The 18,625-nt window shown below is 70.4% G+C and carries 15 protein-coding genes; 1 reads left to right on the forward strand and 14 read right to left on the reverse strand.

Going from position 1 to position 18,625, the window contains the following annotated elements:
• Positions 1–114: 114 nt before the first annotated feature.
• Both OHS57_RS13040 and OHS57_RS13045 read right to left on the reverse strand, forming a co-directional pair.
• A complete protein-coding gene (locus OHS57_RS13040; RefSeq protein WP_328582019.1) occupies positions 115–933 on the reverse strand; it encodes a 2-keto-4-pentenoate hydratase in 819 nt (272 codons plus the stop codon).
• Positions 930–2,579, reverse strand: coding sequence for a thiamine pyrophosphate-binding protein (locus tag OHS57_RS13045; RefSeq protein ID WP_041989585.1), 1,650 nt, complete (start codon positions 2,577–2,579; stop codon positions 930–932). Before OHS57_RS13045 ends, OHS57_RS13040 begins: the two co-directional genes overlap by 4 nt.
• Before the next feature lie 247 nt (positions 2,580–2,826).
• Between OHS57_RS13045 and OHS57_RS13050 the strand changes: the two genes are divergently transcribed.
• On the forward strand, positions 2,827–3,552 hold the full coding sequence (locus OHS57_RS13050; RefSeq protein ID WP_052457112.1) for a GntR family transcriptional regulator: 726 nt from the start codon (positions 2,827–2,829) through the stop codon (positions 3,550–3,552).
• Positions 3,553–3,593: 41 nt separating this feature from the next.
• On the opposite strand, the gene OHS57_RS13055 is transcribed toward OHS57_RS13050, so the two are convergent.
• The 12 genes from OHS57_RS13055 to OHS57_RS13110 form a co-directional block, all read right to left on the reverse strand.
• Positions 3,594–4,448, reverse strand: coding sequence for an ABC transporter ATP-binding protein (locus OHS57_RS13055; RefSeq protein ID WP_078863647.1), 855 nt, complete (start codon positions 4,446–4,448; stop codon positions 3,594–3,596).
• Between the two features lie 77 nt (positions 4,449–4,525).
• Positions 4,526–5,398: an ABC transporter permease gene (locus tag OHS57_RS13060; RefSeq protein WP_157874358.1), complete on the reverse strand. Its 873-nt coding sequence runs from the start codon at positions 5,396–5,398 to the stop codon at positions 4,526–4,528.
• 26 nt (positions 5,399–5,424) lie between these two features.
• Positions 5,425–6,723: a serine aminopeptidase domain-containing protein gene (locus OHS57_RS13065; protein ID WP_328582020.1), complete on the reverse strand. Its 1,299-nt coding sequence runs from the start codon at positions 6,721–6,723 to the stop codon at positions 5,425–5,427.
• Positions 6,724–6,734: 11 nt separating this feature from the next.
• Entirely contained in the window at positions 6,735–7,124 is a 390-nt protein-coding gene (locus OHS57_RS13070) for a cupin domain-containing protein (protein ID WP_052457109.1), read from the reverse strand.
• On the reverse strand, positions 7,125–8,519 hold the full coding sequence (locus OHS57_RS13075) for an MmgE/PrpD family protein (RefSeq protein WP_052457108.1): 1,395 nt from the start codon (positions 8,517–8,519) through the stop codon (positions 7,125–7,127). It lies immediately after the preceding gene.
• A gap of 211 nt (positions 8,520–8,730) precedes the next feature.
• Positions 8,731–10,215, reverse strand: a complete 1,485-nt coding sequence (gene tcuA, locus OHS57_RS13080) for an FAD-dependent tricarballylate dehydrogenase TcuA (protein WP_198533285.1) — start codon at positions 10,213–10,215, stop codon at positions 8,731–8,733.
• 37 nt (positions 10,216–10,252) lie between these two features.
• Positions 10,253–11,728, reverse strand: coding sequence for an aldehyde dehydrogenase family protein (locus OHS57_RS13085; RefSeq protein WP_328582021.1), 1,476 nt, complete (start codon positions 11,726–11,728; stop codon positions 10,253–10,255).
• A complete protein-coding gene (locus OHS57_RS13090; RefSeq protein ID WP_328582022.1) occupies positions 11,728–12,708 on the reverse strand; it encodes a 2-hydroxyacid dehydrogenase in 981 nt (326 codons plus the stop codon). The genes OHS57_RS13085 and OHS57_RS13090 overlap by 1 nt, the downstream gene beginning before the upstream one ends.
• A gap of 13 nt (positions 12,709–12,721) precedes the next feature.
• Positions 12,722–14,359 (reverse strand): thiamine pyrophosphate-binding protein, encoded by a 1,638-nt coding sequence (locus OHS57_RS13095; protein ID WP_328582023.1) that lies wholly within the window; start codon positions 14,357–14,359, stop codon positions 12,722–12,724.
• 200 nt (positions 14,360–14,559) lie between these two features.
• Positions 14,560–15,852, reverse strand: coding sequence for an MFS transporter (locus tag OHS57_RS13100; RefSeq protein WP_041989571.1), 1,293 nt, complete (start codon positions 15,850–15,852; stop codon positions 14,560–14,562).
• Complete coding sequence (locus OHS57_RS13105; RefSeq protein WP_328582024.1) at positions 15,849–17,276, reverse strand: MmgE/PrpD family protein; 1,428 nt, start codon at positions 17,274–17,276, stop codon at positions 15,849–15,851. Before OHS57_RS13105 ends, OHS57_RS13100 begins: the two co-directional genes overlap by 4 nt.
• Complete coding sequence (locus OHS57_RS13110; protein WP_328582025.1) at positions 17,273–18,625, reverse strand: 3-oxoacid CoA-transferase; 1,353 nt, start codon at positions 18,623–18,625, stop codon at positions 17,273–17,275. The genes OHS57_RS13105 and OHS57_RS13110 overlap by 4 nt, the downstream gene beginning before the upstream one ends.

Below are 18,625 nucleotides of genomic sequence, written 5' to 3' on the forward strand. Positions count from 1 at the left end.
CGTCCCGGACCGGAAATACGTGCATACTGCAACTATATAGGACCGGAGCGGCGCTGCCCCGTGCCCGAGCTGTGATCTCCGTCGCCACAGCCCGGGAGGAGGGACCGCACGGGCTCAGCCGAAGTCGACGACGACGCTGCCCAGTCCGCCGAAGCGGGCCTCGAAGGACTTCGCCTGCCCGATCTTCTCGCCCGGCAGCAGGGACCCGGTGATGATCCGCTGCCCCGGCTCCAGCGCGAGCCCCTGCCGGTGCAGGACCGCGCACACCCGCGCCAGCGACACGTACGGGTCGTCGAGTACGTCGGGACCGGCCGTGCCGGTGCCCAGCAGCTCGCCGTCCTTGCGCAGCTCGACCGACAGGGCGTCGAGGTCGAGGCTGTCCGGGCTGTGCTCCTCACCGACCACGAGGCCCCAGTTGTTCATGCCGTTGCCGATCCGCACCGGCATGGACACGCCCTCCGGCAGCCGGCGCGAGATGATCTCGAACGAGGGAGCCACCGCGCGCACGGCGGCGCGGGCCTGTTCGGGGGTGACGCCCGCACCGCCGATGTGCTCCCCGATCGTCAGACAGATCTCCGCCTCGACGGCCCCGTTCGGGATGGCCGAGGCGTCCAGCCGCTCCCCCGACGCGTGGATACGGCCGGCCAGGATGAAGCCGAACGGCCGGAAGTCCTTGCCGCCCCTGTCGCGTGCGCCGCGCGAGGTCCAGGCGACCTTCCAGCCGCCCTGTTCCTCGCCGGCCGCGCGCCAGAGATCGAGGACCGCGAGCTGCAGCGGCAGTCCGCTCTCCACCGGCTGCCCCTCGTAGGCGAGCAGTTCGGCCGGAGCCCGGCCCTCGACCAGCTCACCGCGCGAGATCGCGTACAGGGCACGCGCCGCCGCTGCCCGGTCCGGCTGCCCGCCGGACTCCGTCGCGTCCGGCACGGCGCTCACGCGTCCTGCCCGAAGTGCAGGCGGCGGTACGGGATGCTGATGACGGACGTCGATATCCGTACGTCGATGATGGTGGCGACCGGGTCGGCCAGGTACTCGGCGACCGCGGGCGCCAGGTCCTCGATCTTCGTCACGAGCGCGCCACGGCCGCCGAGCGCGCGGCCGACGTCGCCCAGGTTCGGTGTGGTGACCCGGGCCAGGTCGGCGTTGAGGCCCTTCGCGACGGCCTTGTGGTACTCGGCGCCGAGCAGCTGGTCGTTCATGATGACGACGAGGAGCGGCAGCCCGTAACGCACCGCCGTCTCGAACTCGGGCAGATGCATCATGAAGCCCGCGTCGCCCTCCATCAGGAAGGTGGGCTTGTTCTCCGTCGCGACCATGGCGCCCATGGCGGTGGTCAGGCCCTGCCCGATGCAGCCGAAGTGCTGGTTCATCAGGATCATCCGGCGCTGCTTGGTCATCAGGATCGTGGAGAAGCAGATGTTCTGCCCGCCGCCGATGACCAGGCCGACCTCGGCGGGGATCTGCTCGTCCAGGATGCGGCACACGTCACGCGGGTCGACGGTGTCCGGCTCCAGGTCGTAGTGCTGCTTGTCCTCGAACGCCGTGACCAGCCGCTCCTTGACGTCGGGGGTGCGGTATCCCGACTGGCGGACACCTCTCTCGTCGAGGACGCGCTTGAGTTCGGTGATGCCGGCCTTCGCGTCGGACTGCACGTAGACGTCGGCGGAGCGGCCGTCGCCCATGACGACCTGGGGCTTGGAGTCGATGTGGATGAACTTGGCGCCCGGGTACAGATAGCCGTGCTCGGTCGTGTACTTGTTCAGCCCGGCGCCGACGGCGATGACCGCGTCGGCCTCCTGGAACAGCTCCATGGCCGTCTTGGTGGAGTACAGCCCCGAGATGCCGACGTGGAAGTCGTCCTCGTTCAGCCAGGTCTTCGCCATGAGCGTGGTCGAGATGATCGCGCCGGTGGACTCGGCCAGCTCCAGGATGGCCGGGCCGGCGCCGGAGCGCTGGGCGCCGCGGCCCACGATGAGGACGGGCCGCTCGCTGTTGGCGAGCACGTCGGCCGCCTTGGCGATCGAGACCGGGTTGGGGAAGACCGGGTCGGCGTTGAGCAGGTCCGCCGACGGTACGTAGACCTCCTCGTCGTCGAACGGCTTCTGCTGGATGTCCATCGGCGCGCTCAGCAGGATCGGCCGTGACTCGGTCTTGGCGCGGTAGAACGCCTGCTGCACCGCCTCGTACGCGTTGTCCGGCGTGGTCAGGTGGACGAACCCGGACTCGCACGCCTCGGCGAAGCGGCCCTGGTCAAGGCGCTGGACGTACGAGTCGTCGCCCGAGGGCGCCTCGCCGACGAAGGCGACCAGCGGGGTGCGCGCCCGGGAGGCGACGAGCAGGGTCGTCGCGAGCTGGGCCACCCCCGGGCCCGATGTGGTGGTGGCGACGCCGGGGGCTCCGTCGGTACGGCCCCAGCCGTCGGCCATCGCCAGGGCACCGCCTTCGTGCCGCGCCTCGAAAAGCTGGACGCCGAGCCTGTCCAGCTCGTTCATCCAGTACATGTTGGCGTCGCCCATCATGCCGAAGACGGCAGTGGTTCCCTCGGCCGCGAAGGCGCGCGCCAGAGCCTCGTATACCTTCATCGAACGGTCCTTTCTCGGCGCCACGTTCCAGCGCACTACGAGATTGTATGCTGTTAGCATACAACATGAGTTTGAGCCTGGGATAGCCTCTGCAGTAGAAGCTGACTGCGAAGATCGGCAGGTTCGCCAGGGGTACGCACCTCTTGCTCACCGCCACCGCGGGCTGTGCAACGATGCGTGTATACGATTAAAATGGTCTGATCGGCTCGACCGGCCGGCCGTCTCCCTCTAGCTAAGGATCAACACCGTGACTGTTCGCTCGACCGGACCCGACGGTGAGCACAACCCCGTGCTCGCGCGTCTGATTCTCGCCGGCGACGGCCAGGCACCGGCCCGGGGCAGCATGCCCGAAACGGTCGCCGCCGCCTTGCGGGAGGCCATTTTGGACGGCGGTCTCGCGCCGGGGTCCTGGCTGCGCGAGGCCGAGGTGGCACGTGAGTTGAAGGTGAGCAGGACGCCGGTGCGCGACGCGTTCCGGATCCTCGCCTCGGAGGGCCTGGTGAACATCAACGCCAACCAGGGCGCCCTCGTCACGCCCATGACCAGCGACGACGTTCTGGAGTTGTATGTGATGCGCGAGGCGCTCGAAGCCCTCGCCGCCCGGCTCGCGGCCCGGCGGGCCCCGCAGCGCTGCTTCGACGAGTTCTCCACGCTGATCCCCACGATGAAGGAGGTCGGCGAGAGCGGTGACTTCCGCGAACTGTCCAAGCTGAACTTCCAGTTCCACGCGATCATCAGGGACGCGGCAGGCAACCGGTATCTGGAGCGCGCCCTGACCCAGGTGCAGAACGCGGCCCGCCGGTTCCCCGACCCGACCCTCGGACTGCCGGGCCGGGTGACCGAGTCGATCAGCGAGCATGTCGCGCTGGCCGACGCGATCAGCCAGGGCGACGCGGCCAAGGCGGAGAAGCTGGCCAGCGAGCACATGCACCACCTGTCCGAACTGCGCATCCGGATGCTGCTGCACAACTGATCGCGGGAAGCTGCGAGGTGAGACGGCCGTCGTGCCGGGGGTTACGACACGGCGGCCGTCGGGGCGGTGGACAGCCCCTCCTCTTCGATCATGGCCCTGATCCGGTCGCAGTACGCCACGAACTGCGGGTCACGGCGGAGTTCGGGCCTGCGCGGGCGCGGGATGTCGATCTCGATCGTCTCGCGGATCCGGCCGGGCCGCGCGGTCATGACGACCACCCGGTCGGCGAGATAGACCGCCTCGTCGATCTGGTGCGTGATGAACGCCGCCGTCTTGTGCGTGCGCTCCCAGATGTTGAGCAGTTCCGTCTGCATCGCCTCGCGGGTCTGCGCGTCGAGCGCCGCGAACGGCTCGTCCAGCAGCAGCAGTTCGGGGTCGACGGCGAGTGCGCGGGCCAGATTCACCCGCTGTTGCATACCACCCGACAGCTCGCCGGCGAAGGAGTGCTCGAAGCCTTCGAGACCGACGAGACGGATCAGGTCGCGCACCGTCTTCTTGGCCTCCTTGGACTTCGTACCGCCGCGCATCTCCAGGCCGTAGGTGATGTTCCCCTCGACCGAGCGCCAGGGCAGCAGCGAGGGCGCCTGGAAGACCACCGCCCGGTCGTGCCCCGGGCCCTTGATGGCCTTGCCGTTGACCTCGATCACCCCGCCGGTGATCGGTACGAGTCCGTCGATCGCCTTGAGCAGCGTCGTCTTGCCGCAGCCGCTGGTGCCGACGATGCAGATGAACTCACCTTTCTCGACGGTGAGGTTGATGTCGTGCAGCGCACGCTTGGTGCCGGCCCGCGCCGTGGTGTACTCGACCGAGACATCACGGATGCTGAGGCCGACCCCGCGGCTGTCGCCCGGCTCGGCGGAGCCGGGCTTGGAGACCGGGGTACGGGTGGAGACCATCTGTCCTGCTCCCTCTGTCGGACCGATCGTGCCCGCCGGGGCGGCGGGCACGGGACGAAGCGCTCCTGCGGACCGCTTCACCGGACGGCGGGCTGCCGCCAGGACTGGAACCTCCGCTCGATCAGCCCGAGGATCCAGGTCGACACCAGGCCGAGCACGGCGATGATGACCACGCCGGCGAAGACCAGGTCGGTCTGGAAGGTGTTGCCCGCGACCGCGATCAGGTGCCCGACACCGGTGGTCGACGCGTACAGCTCACCGACGACGACGCCGGTCAGCGCGTGGCCGAGCCCCGACCTGATACCGCTGAGGATGTACGGCACGGACCCCGGCAGCGCGATCGTCCGGAAGATCTTGAAGTCGCTGGCGCCGAACGACTTGGCCATGGTGAGCAGTTGAGGGTCCAGCGCCTTGATGCCGGTGATCGTGTTGATCAGGATCGCGATCAGCGCGCCCAGGAAGACCACGGCGATCTTGAGGTTGATGCCGATGCCGATCCAGATGATCAGCAGCGGCAGCAGCGCGACGCGCGGCACGGCGTTCAGGAACGTCACGAACGGGTCGAAGATCGCCTCGACCGGCCGGTACCAGCCGATCAGGATGCCGGCCGGGATGGCCACGACGATCGCCAGCAGGAAGCCCCAGCCGAACTCCTGGAGGCTGACCGACAGGTTCGGCCACAACTGGCCCGTGGTGGCCAGGTTGGAGAGGGTGTTCCAGATGCGGTGGGGCGAGCTGCAGAACAGCGGGTTGACGATCCCCTGGTCGCTGACCCACTCCCACAGCGCCAGGAACACCAGCACGGAGGCGATCCCGATCAGCGTCATGGAACGGCGCTTGAGGAATCCCGAGAACCCCTTGTCGGACGGGTCCGTCTTCTTCGGCCCGTCCACCGGGGGTATCGGCTCCGCGGGCAGTGTGGCGGCCTCGGTCACTGAAGTCGTCTCCATGACGCTGACCCGTTCCTCCCCCGACTTCACGGCCGGCTCACTAGTGCGTGGGAATTGACGAAGGCGACGCTCTCGCTGAACAGCGTGGGTGCGTCGTTGTCCAGCGTGGCGACGTGATAGCTGTCCGGGAGCACCACATGGCGGTGCTGCTCCGCCGAGAAGGCGTCCACGAGCATCGCGAGATCGGCGGCGGCGACGACATGGTCGACGCCGCTGGTGACGGCCAGCACCGGCAGCTTGACGGTGCGCAGCCCGGCCCGTACCAATGCGCCGAAGGCGGCCAGCGAATGGGCGGCCCGCAGCGACGTCCTGTCGTAGCCCACGTCTTTCACACCCGGCTTCCTGATGTCGCCGACGGCCGCCGGTACGGAGCGTCTGATGTACCGCATGAGGCCCAGTGCCTTCGGCGTCCCCTGCGGCGGCGAGAACATGGGGTTGACGGCGACGACCCCGGCGATGTCGCCGGCGCGCTGCTCTGCCAGGCGCAGCGCGAGGGTGGCGCCGAGGCCGAGGCCCATCACGAACACCTGGTCGTGCGCGCCCTTCAGCTCGGACAGGGCGCGCTCGGCGCCGTCGTACCAGTCCTGCCAGGTGGTGCGGTGCAGGTCGGTCCAGCGGGTGCCGTGTCCGGCGAGGCGCGGGATGCTCGCCGCCATGCCGGCGGCGGCGAACGCCTCGCCCCACGGCCGCAGTCCGCTCGGTGAACTGCCGAAGTCGTGCAGCAGCAGCACGCCGACGGTCGCGGCCGCAGCGGCGGGCGCGGCTGCCGGGGCCGGCGGCCGCTCGTCAGCTTTTCCCGGCGACGCCACGGCCTGCTCGGCTGCGGGCACCGCGGCCGGTGCGGGGGCGACGACCGCGGGGCCGAGCGTGGTCGAGCTGCTGGCGCAGCGCATCGACAGGGCCTCGACGAAGTCGGCGGTCATCCGGCGGACGACCGCCGTCGCCGCGTTCTCGATGACGGAGGCGAGCTTGCCGTTCAGCTCGACCTGCCCCGACACGGTGCCGACGGCGCTGCCGTCGTCGCCCTCGACCACCGTGAACTCGGCGGTGGCCTGGAACTTCGTACCGCCCTGGCCGTCACGGCCGCTGGCCACGACCTTGCCCCAGCGGGCCTCCCTGTCCAGTTCGAGGAGGATCTTGCCGGCGAACTTCACGCGCAGCGCGCTGAACTTCACCGTCATGGTGCCGTGGTAGCTGCCGTCCTCCCGCTGCTCGCCCAGTTCGGCCCCGGAGACGCACTCGACGACCGCGTGCGGGTCGGACAGGACGGCGTAGACCTCGTCGGGAACGGCCGCGACGCTGAATTTCTCATTGATCTCGATCATGGGACTGCCAATCAGCTGGTATGCGCCGAAGGGGCGTTCGGGACGGGCAGGGGGCTGTTCATCGCGAGGTGCACCGTCGGCGCTTGCGACGCGTTCCAGTTGCGATGCGGGGTCCCTGCCGGGAAGACGACGAGCGTGCCGGGGGTGGCGGAGAAACGTTCCCCCTCGACTTCGATCTCCATCGTTCCCTCAAGGATGTAGAAGATCTGCTCCCACGCGTGGGTGTGCAGACCGCGCGGCGACCCGCCGCCCGGCGGGGTACGGATGTAGCCCACGGCGAGATGGTCGCCGCCGCTGGTGTGGTCGATGAGTTTCTGGGAGAACCGGTCGGTGTCCGTGAGCTGGGCGAGCCGGTCGAAGTCGAGCTGCCGGACATGACGGAAGCCCTGGTCGGTATCCATTCAGCTGCTCCCGTCGAAGGTGCCGGTCAGGGCCATCAGTTCGGTGATGTCCGGGGTGTCGGCGACGGCCCACCAGGCCTGGCGGATCCGGTCGCGGTCCGGCCCGGACAGCCGGCGCGCGCTCGCCGCGTCGAATTTCGCGTCGATGTCGGCCCGGGACATCGGGTTCCTGAAATGCCCCCGGTGGAATCCGACTTCTTCGCTGAACCGCTCGCCGTCGGTCGCCGTGACGATCAGCCGGGCGCGCGGCGCTCCGGAGATCCCCTTTCCCGGCGGCCGGAATCCGGCGGTGAATTCCTTGTCCTCGGTGACGGAGATCTTGCGCATCACGGGCCGCAGCGCGGGATCGGCGATCCGCTCCGGGGTGAAGGAGGTCTGGGTGTCGATGTGCCCGTCGACCAGGGCGAGGGCCAGCAGGTACGGCAGGCTGTGGTCGGCGGTCTCGCGGGTCGTCGGGTCCCACTTCGAGGGGTGCATCGCGATCTCGTGGTACGCCTGCCAGTACGTCTCGATCTCGATCGACTCGATCCGCTCCACCGGCCGCCAGGCCCGTACGGCCGGGATCAGCCCCAGCAGCGCCTGGCTGTGCGTCTCGGCGGGGTACTGCTTGAGATGCGAGATCTGCACGACCATCCGGCCGCCGGGATCGGCCGGGAGCGTCAGCTCGAAGGCGCCGGTGACCTGCTCGAACAGGCCCGACTTGCCCTCGAAGGGCTCGTCGGGCCCGGTCATGCCGTGCCGGGCGAGCCGGACCGCGAACAGCGCGCTCTGCATGGCGGAGGCCGAGGCGCACCCCTTCCACATGGAGAGCAGCCCTGTCCTGTTCACCCGCAGCGGTATGTGCGGGACCAGCGCGAGCGAGACCGCGTTGGCCAGCTGGTCCTCGGTGAGGTCGAGCATCCGGCCGACGGCGAGCGCCGCCGCGACTCCCATGAAGGTGCCCTGGTCCCAGCCGCGCGCCCGGGTCGGCGCGACATTGCCGAGGGCGCCGAGCAGTTCGTAGGCGAGGGTGACGCCGAGCAGGATCTGTTCGCCGTTCGCGTGGACCGTCTCGCCCGCGGCGATGACCGCCGGGATCATGTCGCTGGGGTGGCCGCCGCCCTGGGCGAGCATCCCGTCGTTCCAGTCGTACGCGCGGACCATGCTGGTGTTGGCGAAGGCCGCCAGCTCGGGTGTGGTGCTGAGCCCCGCGCCGAAGACGGTCGCCGGCCGGTCACTGTGTACACCGCGTACGGACTCGACAGCGATACGGGCCGATTCGGCCAGCGAACCGACGACGGCGCAGGCGACCGAGTCGACGATCCGGTCGACCGCTGCCGTGCGTACGGGCCCGGTCAGCTGGTCGGCGCCGAATGACCTCGCATAGCTGACCAGCTGGTCGGTTGTTTTGTCCACGCGCTGAACCTCCTCGCTTTCGCGGAGTTCGCTTGAATTCGCTTGCATTCGCTGCCGAAATGGGAGACCCGTTTTGACCGGCTTCTTGCCGGAACGGGTTCAGGGGCGGATAGTGATCGCGTGGTCGCGTCACCACCCTGTCCCTGAATTGCATACCGCGTGTATACGTGACGGTATTCTCGTGTTCCCGTGGCGTCAAGGGTCGTGCGGGTCAAGCCGCGGCGGCTCCCGCGCCGGCCATCCGGCCGAAGACGGCGCCGTTGGTCAGCCCCGAACCGCCCGGATAGTTGAAGTAGAAGAGCCCGCCCACGAGTTCACCCGCGGCGAAGAGTCCGGGGATCGGTTCGAGGCCCGTGTCGAGGACGCGCGCCTGCTGGTCGATGCGCAGCCCGCCGAAGGTGTACGTCACCCCGCAGGTCACGGCATACGCGGAGAACGGCGCGGTGTCGAGGGTGTTCGCCCAGTTCGACTTCGGTACGTCGAGGCCGGTCGCCGAGCGGCCGTCCTTCACGTTGGGGTCGAACGGCACCGACTGGTCGACGGCCGCGTTGTACGCCTTCGCCTCCCGCAGGAACGCGTCCACGTCGATGCCGTCCAGCTTCTTCGCCAGCTCTTCGAGCGAATTCGCGGTGACCCGGGTGGCTTCCTTGATGTGGTACTCGTCGCGCAGCAGATGCTGCACCTTGCCGTCGAAGACCTGCCAGGCGACCTGGTTCGGCTGCTCCAGGACACGGCGGCCGTACATCGCGTACGTGTAGTTACGGAAGTCGGCGCCCTCGTCGATGAACCGCTTCCCTTCGGCGTTGAACACGACGCCCCACGGATAGCTGTGCTTCTGGAAGCCGTCCCCCACCGCGAGATCACCGAACTCGGGGGCGTTCAGGTCCCACTGCACCGCGTGGCAGCCCGACCAGTTGCCCGCCGGGCTCGCACCGATGTCGAGCGCCATCCGGATGCCGTCGCCGGTGTTGTACGAGCTGCCGCGCACCCGCGCGAGGTCCCAGCCGGGGCCGAGGTAGCGGGTCCGCCACTCGGTGTTGGCCTGGAAGCCGCCGGCCGCGAGCACGACGGCGTCGCAGTCGATCGTCTCGTCCTGCCAGCCCGACCGTACGGCGACGCCGCGCACCCCGTTCGGGCCGGTCTTCAGATCGATGGCGCGGGTGTCGTAGCGGACCGTGACGCCCGCGTTCTTCGCCGCCTTGACCAGGAACTCCATCAGCCCCTGGCCACCGCCGACGGCCTCGATCGTCAGCCCGCCCCAGAAGGTGTAGCGGCCTTCGACCTTGAACGCCTGCCGGCCGTAGATCGGGATGAAGCGCACGCCCTGGGACCGCATCCACTGGAGGGTGGGCAGGCTGCGCGAGACCAGGGTCTGCGCCAGGTCGGGATCGGCGCGGTACTTGGTCACCCTGGCCAGGTCGTCGAAGAACGCCGACTCGTCGTAGCGCCCGAAGTCGGTGACCTCGCGCAGTTCGTCGCTGAGGTCGGGCACGAGGCTCAGGATGTCGTCCACGCCTTCGTACGCCACCCGCATCGCCCCCGCGGTGAAGGCGGTGTTGCCCCCGCTCCTCGCGAACGGCGCCCGCTCCAGCAGGGTGACCCTGGCGCCCTTCTCGGCCGCCGAAAGGGCCGCGCAGAAGCCGGCGTTGCCGCCGCCCACGACCACCACATGCTTCTTGGTCTGCTCACTGCTCACGTTCGATCGCACCTCTTCATGTGTCTGCCAGGAGCCTTCAGTTGCTGACGATCACGGTCTTGAGCTGGGAGTAGTGCTCAAGCGCCGCGAGCCCCTTCTCCCGGCCGAGGCCGCTGTGCTTGTAGCCGCCGAAGGGGGTCTCGACCCCGCCCATCGGATAGCGGTTGATCTGGATCTGACCGGCTTCGAGCCGCCGGGCCAGCCGGTGCGCCGTGCCGATGTCCCGGGTGAAGACACCGGCCGCCAGGCCGTACACCGAGTCGTTGGCGAGGGCGACCGCCTCGTCGAGGTCGTCGAAGGTCAGCACGGTCTGTACGGGGCCGAAGATCTCGTCCCGCGCCACCCGCATGCCGTTGCCGACCCCGGTCAGTACGGCCGGGGTGACGAAGTGCCCGGCAAGGCCCTCCGGGCGGGTGCCGCCCACGGCCAGTACGGCCCCCTCGGCGACACCGGAAGCGATGGCGTCGAGCACCTTCTCCAGCTGCTGCGCCGAGGCGAGGGGCCCGAGGTCCGGGTCGTCGAGGCCCGGTCCGACCGTCAGATGGGCGACGGCCTCGGCGAGGCGCTCGGCGTACTCCTCCGCGACCGAACGGTGCACCAGCAGCCGGGTCGTGGCGAAGCAGGACTGGCCCGCGTTGCGAACGACGGCCATGGCGCCCGCCTGCACGGCGGCTTCGAGGTCCGCGTCGGGCAGCACGATCGTCGGGGACTTGCCGCCCAGCTCCAGATTGACGCCGATGATCTTCTCGGCGGCCATCCGCAGGATCTGCTTGCCGGTGGCGACAGAGCCGGTGAAGCCGACATGCGCGACGTCCGGGTGCCGGACGAGACTCGCCCCCGCCGTACCGCCGCGGCCCGCCACGATGTTGCACACCCCGGCGGGCAGTCCCGCCTCGGTGAACAGCCGGGCCACCGCCAGACTCGACAGCGGGGTGACCTCGGACGGCTTGACGACGACGGTGTTGCCCGCCGCGAGACAGGGCGCGACGCCCCGGCACAGCTGACTGACCGGGGAGTTCCAGGGCGTGATGTGGCCGACGACGCCGTACGGCTCACGCAGGGTGTACGACCAGTAGTCGCCCTCACCGGGGATGGTCTGCCCGTACAGCTTGTCGGCGGCGCCCGCGTAGAACTCGAAGTAACGGGCGGCCGTTTCGACGTCCGAGCGCGCCTGGCGCAGCGGCTTCCCGGTGTCGAGGGTCTCCAGCCGGGCCAGTTCGGGGGCGGCGCGCCGGATACCGGCCGCGATGTCGGCGAGGATCCGGCCGCGCGCCACGCCGCCGAGGTCGCGCCAGGTCCGGACGTACGCGGCGCGCGCCGATACGACCGCCAGGTCGACGTCGTCGTCCGTGGCGTCGGCGAGGGTGGCCAGCTGTGCGCGGTCGGCGGGGTTCTCGACGCTCAGCGCCGGGCCGCCGCTGTGGTGCCACTCGCCGTCGACGAAGGCGCTCGGCAGGGGGCCTTCGGGAAAGAAGAGGGCCAGTTCGGGCCGCATCTCCGGTTCGGACCGCATCACTTCACCTCCGCCGGCCAGACGACGATGTCGGCGGGTTCGACCGTGCCGCCGTCGAGCACGGCGCGCGCGTTGCGGTGGGCGCGGCCGATCACCCGGGGGAAGTTGTTCGCGACCGCTCCCCCGACGTGCGGGGTGAGCACGACGCGCTCCAGGCCGAGCAGCGGCGAGTCGGCGGGGATCGGCTCGGTCTCCGTGACGTCGAGTCCCGCGCCCAGCACCCGGCCGTCCTTGATCGCCTGGGCCAGGGCGTGTTCGTCCACGAGCGAGCCGCGCGCGGTGTTGATCAGGATCAGCCCCGGCTTGGTCCTGCTGAGCACATCGGCGCCGATGATCCGGTCGGTCGCCGGGGTGCTCGGCAGATGCAGCGACAACACGTCGGCCGTGGCGACGAGTTCGTCCACGGACACGTACCGGATGGCGCACTCCGCCTCCACCTCGGGCGCCGCCCTGCGCAGGTCGTGGTAGATCAACTCGACCCCGAAGCCGCCGAGTCTGCGGGCGACGGCCTGGCCGATATGGCCGAGGCCGAGCAGTCCCACGGTCTTGCCGAGCAGCTGGAAGGACTCGGCGCGCAGCGCCTCCTTCACCACCTGCCCGGTCCTGGCCGCCTCGGTGGCCTTGGGCAGATTCCGCCCGACGGCGAGGGTGAGCAGGACGGCGAGTTCGGCGACGGCTTCGGCGTTGATCCCCGCCGCTTTCAGTACGACGACCCCGCGCGCGGCAGCCGCCTCGCTGTCGATCTTGTCGACGCCGACGCCCAGCTTCTGGACGAGCCGCGCCTTGGGAGCGGCGGCGAGGGTGTCCGCGTCCACCGCGCCCCACATGGTCAGCAGCACGGTGGCGTCGGCGGCGGCGGTGCGTTTGGCGGCGGCCGAGTTGTCGGGGACGAAGACGATCTCGAAGTCGGTCCCGAACAGCTCCGTGATGACGTCACGGGAGGCGGGCGGCATGAAGTCGAGTACGGCGACGGTAGGCATGGTCATCTTCCCTTCACCCACGCAGCAGTTCGAAGAGGACCCGGGAGGGGGCCGGGTCGACATGGGCGCCGATCAGTACGGGCCGGTCGCCCTGGATCCCCTTGGCGACGGCGGCGCGCAGATCGTCGGCGTTGTCGACGTCGAGCCCTTCGATGCCGAAGGCGTCGGCGAGCTTGGCGCAGGAGAACGACGGGAGCTTCACCCCGACCGGTGTCAGCTTCCGCCGCTCCTGCTTCACCTCGATCTGGGTCAGCGCGCGGTCGATGATCGCGACGAAGACCGCGGGCGCGCCGTCCTGCGCCGACACCATCAGTTCGGTGGCTCGCATGAGCAGCGAGCCGTCGCCGAGGAAGGACAGCACGGGCCGGGCGCCCGCCCTGCGGGCCGCCACCGCCGCCGGGATCGAATACCCCATCGTGGAGAGGGCGTTGGAGGCCAGGTAGTGGTCGGGCACGGTCGGCTCGCTCAGCATGGCGATCAGCGGCTTGCTGAATCCCGCGTCGGCGACGAGATAACCGTCAGCGGGCCAGGCGTCCAGCGCGGCGTCGACCGCGTGCGCGACCGACAGACCGGCGGAGCCCGTGGGCAGCAGACTGGCGCGCAGGGTGAAGCGGTACGCGGCGACGTCGGCCGGAGTCCACCGCGAGGCGCCGCCGCCGCGCGCGAGCAGCGCGGTCAGTACCGGTTCGGGGTCGACGACGTACTGCTCGGCGAAGGGGTTGCCCCACTCGGTGAAGAGGGAGTCGGTGATCGCGACGGCTTCGGCGCCGAAGCACCACGCCTTGTTGTAGTAGTCGAAGGACTCCGGGTCGATCATCAGCACCAGGTCGCTTCGGTCGAGGAGTTCCTTCTCCAGCCGTCCGTTGAGGAAGGTGCCCGCGAAGTACGGCGAGCCGCCGTGCAGGACACCCTTCTGCCGGGAGGTGGTGAACACCGGAATCCGGAAGGCTTCCGCGAAGGCCGCCACCGTCTCGGGGCTGACCCGGCGGTGCCTGCCGCCGAGGACCAGGGCGGGTCGCTCGGCGCGATCGAGCCGTGCGGCGAGTCCTTCGAGCGCCGCGCCGTCGGCGGGGGCGCCGGACGGCCGGCTCGCCGCTGTCCAGTGCGCCCGCAGCCGGGAGACGGCGAGCGCGGCCGCCGCGTCGTCGGCCGTGGACTCGGCCGTGGCGACGGCGTCGGGTATCTCCAGATACACCGGGCCCTGCCGGCCGGTCATGGCCTCGTCGACCGCCCGGCCGATCACGGCGGGCACGTCCATGTCGGCGGTGAGCTTCGCCTGCCACTTGGTCGAGGGCGTCACCAACTGCTCGATGTTGAAGCCCTGCCGGACGACGAACGGCAGCCGGCCCGCCGGGTGCTGGCCCGAGATCAGCAGCAGCGGGACCTCTTCGAGATAGGTGTTGAGCAGGCCGTTGACGCCGTTGCTCACACCGGGCGCCAGCGAGAGGACGACGACGCCCGGCAGCCCGGTCAGCTGGGCGTCGGTCGCGGCCATGATGACGGCGGACGACTCGTTGAACGCGGTGCAGTACTCAAGACCCACGGCGGCGAAGGAGTCGAGCAGGGCCATGTGGTCCTCGCCCGGCAGGCCGTACACGCGCCGCAGCCCCAGGCCGTGGAGCGTCTCTGCTACTTGCTGACCGATGATCACAAACCCGATCCCATCTCGCGCCGGACAGATGACATGCGCCGATTGCATGCGTCAACTATGCAAATACAGGTGACTGAATACCCTGGTTTGCGCGGACATATGGTGCGCTAACTCAACTGCGGAGACCCTGTTCGGAAACACGCAGGAAGCATTGCATGCAATCGCAGCGTACGCTCGGGGCAGTGCGAGAGCAAGAGGGGTCAGCGCTCGGGCTCGCGCTCGGCCACGGCGCCGCCGCGGTCCGCGTCGCCGTCCGACTCCTCGCGCAGCGCGGCGGCGAAGCGGGCTCCGATGGCGGGGCGGCGGGCCAGTACCGCCATCGCGACCCCGATGGCGAGCAGCGCGGCGAAGCCGCCGACCAGCACCGACCAGCGCGCCCCGAAGGTGCTGCCCAGCCACCCCACGATCGGCGCGCCGAGGGGGGTCGTGCCCTGGAAGACGATGACGTACAGCGCGATGACCCGGCCGCGCATGTGCCGCGGGGTCGACATCTGCACGGCGGTGTTGCAGCTGTTCATGAGCGTGATCGAGCAGAGCCCGATGGGGACGAGCATGACCGCGTAGAGCGGATAGCTGGGCATCAGCGCCCCCGCCGTCATGCACGTGCCGAAGGCGAGCCCCGCGAAGATCAGCAGTCGCAGCCGTGGCCGCTCACGGCGGCCCGCCAGCAGCGCGGCGCTCAGCGAACCGATCGCCATCACGGAGCCGAGCAGCCCGTACTCCCGCGCACCCCGGTGGAAGGCCCCGGTGGCCATCAGGGCGTTGGTGATCTGGAAGTTGAGGCCGAACGTGCCGACCATCCCGGCGATGAAGAAGATCAGCAGCAGGTCGGGCCGTGAGCGCAGATAGCGCACCCCCTCCCGCACCTGACCACGGCCGCGCGGCAGCCGCTCGCCCAGGAACATCTCGGCGGGCCGCATCCGGATCAGCGCGGTCAGTACGGCGACGAAACTGCCCGCGTTGATCAGGAAGGCGGGCCCCGTGCCGAAGTCGGCGATCAGCACGCCCGCGACGCCGGGGCCGATCAGCCGGGCGATGTTCATGGACGCGCTGTTCATGCCGATGGCGCTCGTGACGTCCTGCCGGGCGACCACCTCGGAGGCGAACGCCTGGCGCGCCGGGTTGTCGAAGGCGGCGGCGAGCCCGAGCCCGAAGGCGCAGACGAACACTTCCCACAGCTCGACGGCGCCGGTCACCACCAGCAGGCCGAGGGTGAGCGCGCTCAGCCCCATGACCGTCTGGGTGCACATCAGCACCCGGCGCTTGGGGAACCGGTCGGCCAGCACCCCGGCGTGCGCCGAGAGCAGCAGCAGCGGCGCGAACTGGAGCCCGGTGGTGATGCCGGCCGCGAGCCCCGAGTGATGCGTCAGCACGGTCAGCACCAGCCAGTCCTGCGCCGTGCGCTGCATCCACGTGCCGGTGTTGGACAGGACGGTCCCGGAGACCCACAGGCGGTAGTTGCGGGTGCGCAGCGCCCGGAAGGCCGAGGTCACAGGCTGCCGCCGAGGAGGCCGGTCAGCGGCCTGACGTCGGGCAGTCCGTCCAGTACGCCGAAGAGTTCCAGCGAACGCGCCACCTGCCCTGCGGGCAGTACGGTCCCGGCGCAGTCGCGGTACTTCTCCGCGAGATCGGCCGCGCTCAGCGGGAGCCCGCCGCGCGGGTCGCCGCGCGAGAAGTGGACGCGCTCGGTCAGCTCGGGCCCGTCCACCAACCGGACCACCACCTCGACGTAGTTCAACTCGGGGTCGGCGGCGGGCCGGTCCGGGTCGGCGACGGGCCGTACCCGCGCGAGCAGCCGGCGCGCCCGCGGCCGGGCCACCTGCCCGTCGGTGAAGGCATCGATGCCGAGGCCGCCGTCGAGGACGGCGGCGGCCAGCACGTACTGCATGCTGAACTTCGCCTGGAGCCCGGTCACCGGCGCCGGATACGTCATGGGCCCGACCCGCCCCGCGGCGTCGACCTCACCGGCCGGCATCCGGACCTCGATCCGGTCCACGTCCGCCGCGCCGAAGCCGTGCCGGCGTACGAGGGTGAGGATCGCGTCGGCCGCGCGGTGGCCCCGGTTGCAGCAGGGGTACTTCTTCACCGCGATACCGGGGTCGAGCACCTGCCAGCCGCCGGTGGCGCGCGGGCTCCCGATGGCGGCCGGGTCGCCGTCGCCCGGCGAGAAGACGGCGGTGAAGCCGCGCTCACCGTCGAGCACGGACGGCGTCGCGGTGAACCCGCGCCGGGCGAGCAGCGCCGCCAGCAGTCCGGCGCGTGCCGCGTTGCCCGCGTGCAGCGGCTTGGTCATGTAGCCGAAGTTCAGCCGGAGTCCCGCCGCGCTCGAAGCGGCGATGCCGAGCGCCGTCGCCGTCCGCGCCGGGCCGAGCCGCAGCAGCCGGGCGCTCGCCGCTGCCGCGCCGAGCACGCCGAGGGTCGCCGTGGAGTGGAAGCCCTGGCGGGCGTGCGAGGGGCCGAGGCTGGCGCCGACCCGGGCGGCGGCTTCGAGACCGAGGACATACGCGGTGATCAGCTCGGCACCACCGGCGCCGACGAGTTCGGCGGCCGCCAGCGCCGCGGGGACGATCGTCGCCGACGGATGACCACGGATCGCGGCGTGCGTGTCGTCGAAGTCCAGGGCGTGCGCCGCCGTCGCGTTGAGCTGCGCCGCGTCGAGCGCGCTGCCGCACCGGCCCGAACCGAGCAGGGTGGCACCGCCGTCGGGCGGGGTGTCCGGGGCGAGTACGTCGCGCAGGATCCGTACGCACTCCTCGCCGCTGCCGGCCAGCGCGACACCGACGGTGTCGAGCAGCGCCCGCCGCGCCGCCTCCCTGGCCTCGGGCGGGATGTCCTGGTCCGTGGTGTCGTGGACGAGGCCGGCGACACCGGCCGTCAGTGAGTGACCGGCGGACAGGGCATGGTCGGCGGGGCTCATCCGGGCACGTCGAAGGTCAGCTCGGTGAGGTCCGCGATCTCACCCGCCGTGAAGCCCGGTGCGGTCGCTTCGAGGTGGAAACGGCCGGCGGTTCTGCGCAGCACACACAGATCGGTGACGACGAGATCGACACAGCCGGTGCCGGTCAGCGGGAAGGTGCAGCGCTCGACCAGCTTCTGGGAGCCGTCGTTGGCGAGGTGCGGCATCATCACGATCAGCGTCGCGTCGCCCGCCGCCAGGTCCATCGCCCCGCCGATCGTGCCGCCCTGCCGGTCGGCGGTCGCCCAGTTGGCGAGGTTGCCCAGCGCGTCGACCTGGAGGGCGCCGAGGATCACCACGTCGATCTTCCCGCCGCGCACCATCTCGAACGAGGTGAGGCTGTCGAAGAAGGCCGCGCCCGGGTCGAGTCGGACGTAGCCGCTGGCCGCGTTGTAGATGTCCTGGTCGTAGTCGGCGGCGGTGGCGTCAGGCCCGGCCCCGAGCATCCCGTTCTCCGCGTGGGTGACGACGCCCCGGCCCTCGGTGAAGTTGGAGACGACGGTCGGGATGCCGAGACCGAGGTTGACGTACGCGCCGGACGGCAGCAGCCCTGCCGCCACCCGCCCCATCTCGCGCCGGGTCCAGCCGGGCTTGCCGCCGTACCGGACAGGCGTGTCGATGTCGACGCCGCCCCGGCGCTGCTTCGGGAACGGGACCGTCTCCGGGGCCTGTTGGAGCACCCGGGTCACGAAGGTGCCGGGCAGGTCGACCTCGTCCGGGTCGAGCCAGCCGTCCACCACCTCGCGCGCCTCGACCACGACCACCTTGGCGCTCTTGGCCATGCTCGGGTTGAGGTTGGCGCCGACGCCCCGGAAGGACACGTTGCCGTACCGGTCGGCGCGGTCGGCCCTGATGAACGCGAAGTCGAGGCTGATCGCCCGCTCCAGCAAGTGCGGTGCGCCGTCGAACCACCGGACGTCCTTGCCCTCGGCGACCTTCGTGCCGTATCCGGTACGGGTGTAGAAGGCGGCGATTCCGCTGCCGCCGGCCCGCAGCCGCTCCACCAGCGTGCCCTGCGGCACCAGCTCGATGCCGATCTCCCCCGAGCGGATGTACTCGTCGGCGCCGCGCGAGATGGAGACGGTGATGTGCCGGATCCGGTGGTTCTCCAGCAGCGTCCAGATCGAGTTGGGGTTCCCGCCGACCGAGTTGGCGACGACACGCAGGTCTTTCGTACCCCGCTCCAGCAGGGCCGGGATCAGCGCCGCGTAGGTGCGGGACGGGCCGAAGCCGCCGATGCCGAGGCTCGCTCCGTCGGCGATGCCGGCGACGGCCTCGGCCGCCGAGGCGACGCGTTTGTCGATGGTCAT

The organism is Streptomyces sp. NBC_00370 (assembly GCF_036084755.1).
Classification (GTDB): Bacteria; Actinomycetota; Actinomycetes; order Streptomycetales; family Streptomycetaceae; genus Streptomyces.